The following is a 10527-nucleotide window of genomic DNA, read 5'->3' as shown; positions in this document are numbered from 1 at the left end:
TTCAGTGTCCAATAACACCGAAATAAGCTTTCTATCCAGTGAAGGAAAGAACGGCACCATGCTCGTCATCGACGCAAATTGTAGAATGTCTTTATCGGTTCTAAAAAAACGTTGTGATTTTGCTAACCAATAACATCCTGCTTTATAGTCCAAATCGAGATAAATAAGTCGTTCATTAAAGTCACGTTGTAAAGTGCGTACTGACACATTAAATTCTTGTGCTAATCCTTTTAAGGATAAGGTTTCTCCTTTAAACAACTGGGTAATAATAAAGGCCAACCGTTGTGCCAAACGGTCATGCCGATGTTGAGATGATGACATAGACGTTATTCCGTTAAAGCAACCAATGAAAAGCCAATTTAGTCGCAAGAAAGGTGTTTTTGGCGTAAATAAGCCACAATAATGCACGCCGGCACCGTGACACGATAGGCAGGGCCTGCAAGATCAGATAATAACCAAGCTGAGCTTAGTGCTAATCCAATCGGTCCTGCGATAAATGCCAATGCTCGCTGAGCCGCGAAAAGAGTCCCAAATGTCGCGATACCGCCTAATGCGTTAATGACACTGATAGCCGATAACGTCGCTAATTCTAAAGCTGCAAAACCGGATGTTTTAATGGCAGCTTGCATGGCAATTAATATCAGTTGCGGGGTAGGGTTGGTCAGATTTAATTGTAACTCTTGAGCTAATTTTTTTAATTCCTCCTCTGTCATTTTATCTAAGCTTTTCTCAAAAACTTTTAATAAAAGATTTAATTCAATGATTTCTGTTTCACTATTTTTAGCGTAATTCACCTCCAACTTATCACAGACATCCGTTAATATTTCACGATACAACACACCTTTATTACCACGAAATAAACTCACTAAACTGTTAGCACCATAAGTTTGCAATTCTGCACAAATGGCAGGCCAATACTTTTGATGGTCAGGATAAAAGAGTTGATATTCAGGGGTGTTGGTTAACGTTTCAGACCAACGTTTTTCACCGTCTTTAATATCGTGTGTTAATACCGATAGCAGTAATGATAAATCTTCATTACTGCATTGCCCAATAAAAGATAAATCTGCATCAATACGATAAGTTGCCATCTTTGTATACCTCATTAAATATAAGATAGCATTACTATAAAATACCCGTCTGACAGGATATGGCTGGCAGATTGATTATTTTCGAACAATAAAAAAGACAAAAACGACAGGATGTGTCGTTTCAATGATAAAACCTTTGTTTGGCTTCGAGTGATTAATATATATCTAAGATTTTTTTGGTTATTTTTTCACTTTTTCTTTTTTTAGCTTATTTTTCGCCATTTCGACTGATGCCATACCATACCCTCTAAAACTCGGTATATAAAAAGATTTTTTTGCTAACGATATAAGGTAATTTTGAAAAGATTCTTTTTTATTATCATTATTGAAATAGTATTCATAATTTTCATTACCTTCATTAAAATCAGGATAAACAATAAGGGTTTTATCATTCTTCGTGGATGCAATAGAAACCACTTTTTCATATTTCTTTTTTATCCTATTTCTTGTTGTGCTGTTCCCTATACTTTCATATTGTTCAGCTGAGTTGATATTTTCTTTCACTGTGAAATATAAAACTTCACCTGTCCTATTTTCTGATTTAATAATTTTTCTCCAAATGCTATTTATTTCTCTTACTAGCTTTTGGTTAAAATGACAATCCCTTAAATAAAAATTAATATGAGCGTAGCAATAATTATTGGATTTTTTCTTAAGTAAAACCCAAAAATAGCCAATCACAAAATCTCGGCAAAAAGCGTGAGACCTAAGATTGTTAAAAAAGCGAGAGAGTACTTTTTTATATTCTTTTGCAAAAGTAGCGTAAGATTCATTATAACTTATTTCATCCATACCTAAAGAAACGCAAATCATATATCTTTTTTTATTTGCTGTTGTCAATTTATTATGATAATTTTCTATCTTTCTATAGAGTAATGCTTTTTTATAGATTTGTTCATGTAAAGAGTTTAAAATTTTTCTGGGAATATCATAGTTATAATCATTGAAATAATACTCATATAAATAATTTAATATTGATCCAAAAACTACCTTACCTTGATCCACTACCTCAATAAAGAAACAGTAATCCTGCATTAATCTTTCTATTTTTTCTATCAACGCCTTGTCAGCCTTAACTTCAATATAAGCATCTTTTTTGTCAGGTAACACAAAGTAAAAGTCTTCTCTCATTTCCTTTAAAATCATCATACAAACCTTATCATATTAAAAATAGATGTTATCTAAAAAAACACAATAGTTATCACATTTAAAATATACAAGTTATCACTTCACCTCGAAAATAAAAGGAAAAATAGATGATGATTAAAACTAATATCAGAGTAAAAACGGGGAAAGGAAACGCAAAAAAAGAGGGTATAGAAAGCATTTTTTTCTCAACAAAAGCTGAGGGTAAACTCCTTTTTGTTGGTATAGTAATATACCTATGATTGTTACATGATTATCTTTGTTACATATCCACTTTACTTATATGACTACTTTACTGATATCTCTCTCAGTGATAAAGATGAGTAAGTCATCACTAAGCACTCTCGCAGTAATATATATTAAGCATTCATATTAACTCACCAATAACTATTTAATTAAACCATTAACAATAAATTACAAAGTAAAAAATAAACATTCTATCCATTGATATGAACAAACCCATTATCAAGGATAAATATCATGTTTATTAACTACCCTGACGAGAGTTACAATTCGTCTTACCTAACAATCATTCACAATGTGATTAATGATGCGTTGAATTCATTATCACGTATTATTGCTATTCGTGTTGATCTACGTTTCCCTTATTCATCTATTGATATTCCACCTAATAATAAAATAATGACACGCTTTATCGAATCACTCAAAGCAAAACTAATCAGTGACACGAGAAGAAAAGAGAAAGCTTGGGGTAGGCGTCTCAATAATCCATTACATTATGTTTGGGTAAGAGAATACGGTGAAAGGAATAAACAAAAACATTACCATCTTCTTTTATTATTGAATAAAGACATCTATTACACATTAGGTCGATATAATGAAAGTGATAATGGCTTATCTTCCATTATCCAATCCGCTTGGTGTGGCGTACTTAATATTAATTACCCTGCTAACGCTTCTTTAGTGCATTTTACAAAGCAAGGTAAATATTATTTAGATAAAAACTCACCTTCTTTTAAACAAGACTTAGATTCTCTTTTAACACGTGTAAAATACTTGGCTAAGCATCATACAGAAGATTATAACGATGCTTATCGTTCGATTGGTTATAGCCTCTAATAGTCTTTTTTTACACAGAAGAGTAATGATATAGAAGTCATACTCTTCCTTAAATTAAGAGACGACTTCTGCCTTTTTATTCCCATAAAAGACAGGAGCATTATCATGAATACCCAATCTATTTCTTTATTAGACGATGAATTAGTCGATATGAAGTTTATTACGCAGTTTACTAAATTAACGGATAAATGGTTTTATAAACTCATTAAAGACGGTCAGTTTCCTAAACCCATTAAACTAGGACGAAGTTCACGTTGGTACAAACACGAAGTAGAAACTTGGCTAAAAGAACAAATTGCTAAATCAAGAAAATAATCACCTCTTATTTTTATTTATTATATTCTCCTTATCCATTAATTAAATTATTCCATTTCAATCACGCTTATCATGTTAATCTATGAGGAATAACTATATCTGTCGTTTCTATTATTATTATTAATACATTTATCTATAATCCGTAAACCACCAGCCTAAATTATAGAGGGTGGGTTATTTATTATAATATGGATGCGTTCGATTTATACACGTTTAATACAATGAGTTTATCAAAAATAATACGTATTATTAACTATACTAATTATTAGGCTGTTTCCTTTCCCCTACCCTCAACACATCAAAAAAAGAATGGTCTTAGAAATAAATATAATGCTTTGATAACAAATAAAATATTTATTTAATATAAATTTATCTTGATTTTTGTATGTCAATTTAGCTAAATAGCACACATTAAAATAAAGAAATAAATTTAATCAATCCAAAATTATTAATATTTATGGTGTTTTTTCTGCTTATAAATCAATCAGTAATTTATTTTAAACACGGTATATATAACTTAGGATAATAGGAATTACTAATATAATGAATATGAAGTGCGACTTTACACGGATGTTTTTATTCTCTTTTTGTTTTTTCTCTGCGTCGTTAATGGCAGCCCCTGAATTTACACCCTCAGAAAAAGCCGCCACGATTGATGCTAATGAGCAACAGCGTCAGCAAGAACGTGAACGGGTATTACAAGCGCAAAATATGCCTGAGGTTGATACTCGTCTTTCTCGTCCAAATATCAGTCAGCCTGACTATCCACTTGATGAAAATCCCTGTTTTGTGATTAATTCTATTTCACTGGAAGGTGATGCTTCTACTGATTTTCAGTGGGCGTTAAAGGCAGTTGATAATGCGAAAGGGCGTTGTCTAGGTGGACAAGGCATTTTGCTTGTAGTCAATAAAGTTGAAAATGAAATTTTATCAAAAGGCTATGTCACTACACGGGTGATGGTACAAGAACAAGATCTTACCCAAGGTCATCTAACGTTAATCCTACAGCCTGGTCGTATTAATAAAGTTCGTTTTGAAGATAACGTCTCTTGGCGAGCTCGTTTGTGGAATGCCATTCCCGCCTCAAAAGGGGATATTCTTAACTTACGCGATATTGAACAAGGGCTAGAAAATTTTAAACGAGTCCCTAATGTGACTGTCGATATTAAAATCGAGCCGGGTGAAAATGAAGCGACCAGTGATTTAGTCGTCAGTTGGCAAGAAAAGCGACCTTTTCGTTTAAGCTTAGGTTTGGACGATAGTGGATCAAAAAGTACTGGACGTTATTTAGGAGCTGCAACGCTCTCTGTTGATGCCCCTTTTGCCCAAAACGATCTATTTTATGCCAATGTGGGTAAAGATTTTTTTGATAATGGGCCTTTTGGTAATCGTACTTATACCTTTAACTATTTTATTCCTGTTGGTAATTGGGGATTTGCCGCTAATTATAACCACTATACCTATCATCAAAACATTCCTAATGCGAATGAGATATTGCGCTACAGCGGTGAAAGCGACAATACCCAATTTACCGTATCCCGATTGCTATTTCGTAATCAGTTTCATAAAACCACACTCAATATGCGGGTCTATCGCAAGCATTCTACCAATGCGGTCAATGGGATTGATATTGACCAACAACACCGCCGAACCGCAGGGTGGGAAATCGGTTTTAACCAGCGGAGTTATTTCGGTAATGCCACCTTAGATGCCAACCTCAACTGGCGCCGTGGTACGGGGGCATTTGGTGCTCTACGTGCCCCCGAAGAAGACACTCACAGTGGGAGTGCCAGAACCGGACTTTTTTTAGGTGATATCGGTTTTAATCAGCCTTTTGCTTTAGGTGAACAGCCTTGGCGCTGGAATACCTCGCTACGTGGTCAATGGAGTCAACATGCCTTAACTCCACAAGACAGAATGGCAATCGGTGGACGTTATACCGTTCGTGGTTTTGATGGTGAACAGATGCTTTCTGGTGAAAAAGCCCTGCTTTGGCGCAATGACATTGCGTGGAACCTGTTTTCTCAAGGACAAGAGCTCTATTTAGGTATCGACTATGGTCGTGTTGAAGGACAAAACACACGCTACCTCGTGGGACACCAATTAGCGGGTACAGCATTGGGTTTACGCGGCTCACTATGGTCTCGAATAAGTTATGACGTTTTTGTGGGTACACCACTTTATAAACCCGAAGGTTTCCATACTTCAGGTGCGACCGCTGGTTTTAATCTTAATGTAGAGATTTAGTCTTTCTGTGGCAGTTATTCCCTTGGTTTAACTAATCCTTTCTCTTTTTTTGGATTGTTGATTTTAAAGGTATTATTTATGAATAAGCATTGTTATCGCCTTATCTTCAGCCGTACCCATGGGGAATTACGTGTTGTTTCAGAACTAACCAAAAACCACAGTACAGAAACAGGGCAAACAAGAGGCTCCCAAGGTACTCGGATATGGGTCACACTTCGGCGTAGTGCTTTTTTACTTTGGTTGGCGTTAGGTTCTCCTTACGTATTGGCTGATGGTATTGTTGCTGATAACAACGCACCACAAAATCAACGACCAGAAGTCATTAATACTCAAAATGGTCTACCACAGGTTAATATCAGTGCGCCTAATGAGGCGGGAATTTCTCATAACCAATACAAACAATTCGATGTCGATCAACGCGGTGCTATTTTAAATAACTCAGCGGTAATGACGTCAACACAGACCGCAGGCATGATCCAAGGTAACGCTAATCTAGATCCTAACAAGGCTCCAGCACGTGTTATCTTAAATGAAATTAATAGCAACAATCCTAGCCAACTCAAAGGCTTTTTAGAAGTCGCAGGTGGCAAAGCCCAAGTTATTATCGCTAACCCTTCGGGCATTATTTGTAATGGTTGCGGCACGATCAATGCGGGTCGAATGACGCTAACAACGGGTAAACCTCAAGTTAATCATGATGGTAGTTTAGCGGGATATCGTGTTGAAAGTGGCGTTATTCATGTTGAAGGTGGTGGGTTAAATGGAGATAGTCGCCATGATACACAATACGTTGATCTGCTCGCCCAAGCGGTAAAAATCAATGCAGGCGTGTGGGCAAAAGAAAAAATTGAAGTTGTCGCAGGGCGTAATCATATTGATACGCAAAACAATGCCACGGCACTTGAACAAAAAGAGAAGACTGCAAAACCGGAATTTGCCATTGATATGGGACAAATGGGGGGAATGTACAGTGGTCAAATTAAAATGGTGGGCACTGAACAGGGCGTTGGTGTACGTAATCAAGGTGGTCATCTACAAGCCAATAAAACCTTAACGGTGACAAGCCAAGGGCAACTCGTTTGGCAGTCAACAAAAACGCAAGAAGCAGTGACACAAGCAGGTGGCGATATTAACCTGATTGCCAAAGAAGATCTTATTCATCAAGGTAAACTTCATAGTGGCGGTCAGTTACGTGTAGAAAGTCAAGACGGTGCGTTGAAGCAATCAGGCACATTAGCCGCAACAAAAGACGTGACTTTAATTGCCCAAAAAGAGATCCAAACACAAGGAAATTTACTGGCGGGCAGTGATCTTAATAGCCAAATCATCCAAGACGCAAATCTCACCTTAAACAGCCAAAATAATATTCGCGCTCAAGGTAATTTACTGAATAAAAAAGCGATTAATATTACGGCAAAACAGGTCGATTTAAGCCAAAGCCAAATTGCTACTTCAACGTTAGCGATAAAAGCAACACAAGGTGATGCTCGTTTAGACAATGCACGAGTTGATACCCATAAAGTTGATGTTATCGCAACGGGGAATATTTCTTCTCAACAAGCCAAAATAAAAGCCCAATCTTGGGATATCGATGGGAATCATCTTTTCAACCAAAAAGGTATTTGGACACAAACAGGAAAAAGTGAAAGTCGTTTTGCATTAAAAAGCCTATTTGATAATACGAAAGGCAGTGTTGAAGCTTATCAATTATCCCTTAATGGCCAAGACTTAAATAATACCGATGGGCGTTTAGTGACGTTAAATAACTCGCAACAACATTGGCAATTTGCTCAATCTATCAATAATCAACGTGGCGAGTTAGGGAATAATGGGAATTTACAGCTTGATACTCAACATCTTAATAATGAGTCAGGGAGTATTAAAAGCCCAACGCAATTAATAATAACAGCAAAATCAGGGATTAATAATCAAAAAGGTCAGCTTCTTTCTGGTGAACAGCTTATTTTAAATACGGACAATTCTCTTAATAATCAATCCGGAAAAATAAACAGTAACCAAATTGACATTAAGACGTCTTTATTCAATAACACGCAAGGACAGCTAGTTGGTCAAGATACTTTAACGCTTTCTACCCAAAAGACATTAACCAATACTCAAGGTTTTATTGGTGCGGGTAAAGCATTAACGTTGTCTGCACAAGGTGATTTAAATAATCAAGCAGGCATTGTGCAAAGCGAATCTCTATTTAACCTTGTTGCCAACCATGTTGATAATCAAGAAGGACAATTACTTTCTGGTCATCAAATGAAAGTGAAAGCAGCTTCATTAAGCTCATCGAAAGGTAATATCAGTGCAAAAGAGATTGATCTTAATGCAAATACGGTCAGTAATGTTGCGGGAAAAATTATTGGTCAAGATAGGTTAACGCTCTCAACGCATCAATTGCTCGATAATACACAAGGTACATTATTAACAAATAAAGCTTTGGTGCTTTTAAATGAAAATAACCTTATCAATGATAATGGTCTGATACAAAGTGGCGAAATTGCGAAGATTGATGCTCAAAATATTAGCAATAATCAAGGTAAGCTTCTTGCTGGTCAACAGATAACATTAACCACTCCAAAAAACCTCGATAACCAAAAAGGTGAAATCAGCGCCAAATCGTTAGCCGTCACCACCGATCAGTTAACAAACCAACAAGGTAAATTGGTTGCCACTGACAATCTCGACCTTATTGCTCACCAATCTCTTAATAATACTCACGGTTTATTGGAAGCAGGGAAAACACTAAAGATAACCACCGCAGGACGTTGGAATAATCAAGAAGGGATCACCCAAGCAGGGCATCAAGTTATTGCCAGTGCTGATGCCATTGATAATACCCAAGGGCAGTTACAATCAGGGGATAAACTTACCTTCAAGACGACTCATGATGTCATCAATACATTAGGTAAAATAACTGCACAACACCTTTTACAGTGGCAAGGTCACGATAATAACCAATTTAATAATAATAACGGGTTACTGCAAAGTAATGGCACGCTAACGTTAGAAGGCGGGGCACTGAGCAATCAACAGCAAGGCAATATCTTTAGCCAAAAGGCGCTACAGTTAGTGCTAAAAGGTGATTTACTTAATCAACATGGCAAAATCACGAGTAATGAAAATAGTGTGATTAAAGCGAATAATCTTATCAATACACAAGGTGAGATAAATTCCCTTAATACACTCAATATTGATTTATTGGAGCAACTGGATAATCGCCAAGGTCGCCTGTTTAGTCAATCATCACAACACTTACAAGCCACGGATATTCTCAATGCCAAAGGTTGGATGGGCAGTTTAGACACATGGTTTGCAAAAGCATCAGCCTTTAATAACCAAACGGGACAAATACAGAGCCAAAAAGAGGCCTCTTTAGTTGCTAATACCTTTGATAATACAAATGGATTGCTTCAATCTAGCGATAGCGCTCAATTACGTATTGCTAAGAGTATAAACAATACCCAAGGTAAAATTAGTGCACAGAATACAGTTGATGCACAAGGTACACAGCCTAACGGTGCTATTGAAACGGTTAACAATATTGCTGGTCAATGGTTAGCAGGCAACAGACTCAATTTACATGTACTCAATCTCGATAATTCACAGCATGGCTTGTTATATAGCCAACAGCATACACAGTTAGCGGTGGATAATGCCCTGAATAATCGTCAAGGAAAAATTCAAAGCGGTGATAATCTCGCCTTAACCGCCAAAACGCTATACAACCAATCAGGTTCAATTGATGGTCAGCAAGGGATAACGCTGACACTAGCGGATTTACTCGATAACTCACAGGGTAAAATAAGAAGTAATCAACACCAATCCATTTATGGCTCTAGAATTCAAAATCATCAAGGCCATATCAGTAGCCAAGGTGAATTAACGGTTAATGGTGCACAGCTTGATAATACGCAAGGTATGCTGATTAGCCAGAAAAACAGCCATTACGATATTGAACACATTAATAATAATGCAGGGAAAATACACAGTGGCCAGTCATTAACGCTGACTGCAACTGATCTTCAAAATCAGCAAGGCCAGCTCGTTTCAACACAGGCGTTAAAGGTTAATACCGCTCAATTAGATAATCATAATAACGGTATTTTAAGTAGCCAAGATGCCCTTAATATCACCACAAACACGCTAAATAATCGCGATAATGGCTTAATTTGGGGTACCACCCAAAATGTGATTTCAGCAAAAAATATTGATAACACCCAAGGGCGCCTACAAAGTAATGGATTGTTATCCTTAAATTCTCTCTCTTTATTAAATAACCAAAAAGGGCATATTTTAGCTAATGGGGTGATTGCGATAAATGCGAAAGACGCCCCTATTGCCTCAACCTTAATGTTATCGAATCAACGTGGCGTTATTCAAAGTGGTGATAAGCTTACGTTGAATACTCAGACGTTAGATAATCAAGGTGGTACCTTACAAAGCCAAAATGCATTAGCGCTGACAGCAAACCAAGATTATACCCAACGTGATGGAGATATTTTAAAGAGCAATCAATCTGTTTCTCTGACGATTACTGGCGTATTGAACAATATAGGTAACTGGTTATTACCCGCTTCACTGACGATAAAAAGCCAAGACGTGATCAACTCAGGCACATTAGTCAGCCGTGCATTTAATC

8 protein-coding genes are annotated in these 10527 nt (G+C 36.6%); 5 read left to right on the top strand and 3 right to left on the bottom strand.

Annotated elements, in window-relative coordinates:
• The 3 genes from DK861_RS07550 to DK861_RS07540 all read right to left on the bottom strand — a co-directional run.
• Window positions 1-321 (bottom strand): HTH domain-containing protein (locus DK861_RS07550; RefSeq protein WP_162556771.1); only part of this gene is annotated, 321 nt, incomplete at its 3' end.
• Window positions 322-359: 38 nt separating this feature from the next.
• A complete protein-coding gene (locus DK861_RS07545) occupies window positions 360-1091 on the bottom strand; it encodes a DUF3944 domain-containing protein (RefSeq protein ID WP_109399720.1) in 732 nt (243 codons plus the stop codon).
• A gap of 180 nt (window positions 1092-1271) precedes the next feature.
• Window positions 1272-2240 (bottom strand): hypothetical protein, encoded by a 969-nt coding sequence (locus tag DK861_RS07540; RefSeq protein ID WP_162556770.1) that lies wholly within the window; start codon window positions 2238-2240, stop codon window positions 1272-1274.
• Between the two features lie 107 nt (window positions 2241-2347).
• Between DK861_RS07540 and DK861_RS18570 the strand changes: the two genes are divergently transcribed.
• From DK861_RS18570 to DK861_RS07520, 5 genes are all read left to right on the top strand, one after another.
• On the top strand, window positions 2348-2479 hold the full coding sequence (locus DK861_RS18570) for a hypothetical protein (protein WP_275425646.1): 132 nt from the start codon (window positions 2348-2350) through the stop codon (window positions 2477-2479).
• Between the two features lie 238 nt (window positions 2480-2717).
• A complete protein-coding gene (locus DK861_RS07535; protein WP_109399718.1) occupies window positions 2718-3317 on the top strand; it encodes an inovirus Gp2 family protein in 600 nt (199 codons plus the stop codon).
• A 105-nt stretch (window positions 3318-3422) separates the two neighbouring features.
• Window positions 3423-3632 carry an AlpA family phage regulatory protein gene (locus DK861_RS07530; protein WP_036905955.1) on the top strand — a complete coding sequence of 70 codons (210 nt, stop codon included), beginning with the start codon at window positions 3423-3425 and terminating at the stop codon, window positions 3630-3632.
• A gap of 609 nt (window positions 3633-4241) precedes the next feature.
• Complete coding sequence (locus DK861_RS07525) at window positions 4242-5879, top strand: ShlB/FhaC/HecB family hemolysin secretion/activation protein (RefSeq protein WP_239452147.1); 1638 nt, start codon at window positions 4242-4244, stop codon at window positions 5877-5879.
• Window positions 5880-5957: 78 nt separating this feature from the next.
• Window positions 5958-10527: filamentous hemagglutinin N-terminal domain-containing protein (locus DK861_RS07520; protein WP_162556769.1), on the top strand; the 4570-nt coding region annotated here is incomplete at its 3' end.

It is taken from the genome of Proteus sp. TJ1640 (assembly GCF_003144445.1).
Classification (GTDB): Bacteria; Pseudomonadota; Gammaproteobacteria; order Enterobacterales; family Enterobacteriaceae; genus Proteus; species Proteus penneri.
This window is presented reverse-complemented; position numbering and strand designations above follow the sequence as displayed.

Bases quoted from the DNA above. Each gene is read 5' to 3' on its own strand.
- DK861_RS07530 (WP_036905955.1), top strand. From the start codon at position 3,423: ATGAATACCCAATCTATTTCTTTATTAGACGATGAATTAGTCGATATG.
- DK861_RS07525 (WP_239452147.1), top strand. From the start codon at position 4,242: ATGGCAGCCCCTGAATTTACACCCTCAGAAAAAGCCGCCACGATTGAT.
- DK861_RS07540 (WP_162556770.1), bottom strand. From the start codon at position 2,240: ATGATGATTTTAAAGGAAATGAGAGAAGACTTTTACTTTGTGTTACCT.
- DK861_RS18570 (WP_275425646.1), top strand. From the start codon at position 2,348: ATGATGATTAAAACTAATATCAGAGTAAAAACGGGGAAAGGAAACGCA.
- DK861_RS07545 (WP_109399720.1), bottom strand. From the start codon at position 1,091: ATGGCAACTTATCGTATTGATGCAGATTTATCTTTTATTGGGCAATGC.
- DK861_RS07535 (WP_109399718.1), top strand. From the start codon at position 2,718: ATGTTTATTAACTACCCTGACGAGAGTTACAATTCGTCTTACCTAACA.